The 490-nt window shown below is 59.8% G+C and carries 1 pseudogene; it reads right to left on the bottom strand.

The window, feature by feature from the left end:
- Positions 1–137: 137 nt before the first annotated feature.
- Positions 138–359, bottom strand: a pseudogene (locus ACRPFF_RS11125) (ABC transporter ATP-binding protein/permease); the annotation flags it as partial.
- Between the last annotated feature and the right edge of the window lie 131 nt (positions 360–490).

The raw sequence follows: 490 nt of genomic DNA on the forward strand, positions 1-490 counted from the left end.
GCAGTGGCACCAGTTTGAGCAGCGTGGCCAGCGGGTCGCGCAGCAGGGGTGCCGGCATGGCGCGGATGTGGTCGTAGTAAACGGCAAGCTCGCCGTCTGTGCGGGCATTCAGGCCGCTGGGCGGGATGCCGAGCAGTAAAATCCGCAACGTCTTCCAGTGCAATGCCGTCTGAAACTTCGCTAATCTCGGGTTGCTGCGCGCCGTGTTGTTCTTCGGTACTCAGCAAAAAGACGTACAGACGCTCCAGTCGGGCGTGGCAGGCGGTGAATTTGTTGTAGAACATTCGGAAGAAAGACAGCGCGTTTTGCAGTCGCGCGAAGGCTTGGACGGTCTGCTGGATGTCGCCGATTTTGATTTTCGTTGATTTGTTCGCGGCCTTGAGCGCGTTTGAGGTCACCCGAGCCTCCGCAGTCGCCCTCAACCTCGCTGTTATAGGCATCTGCAAGCCGCCAGTCGTCGCGCAGACCGCGTAGGCCTTGCTGGTCGTTG

It is taken from the genome of Neisseria sp. SLRRB23 (genome assembly GCF_050896295.1).
Lineage (GTDB): Bacteria > Pseudomonadota > Gammaproteobacteria > Burkholderiales > Neisseriaceae > Neisseria.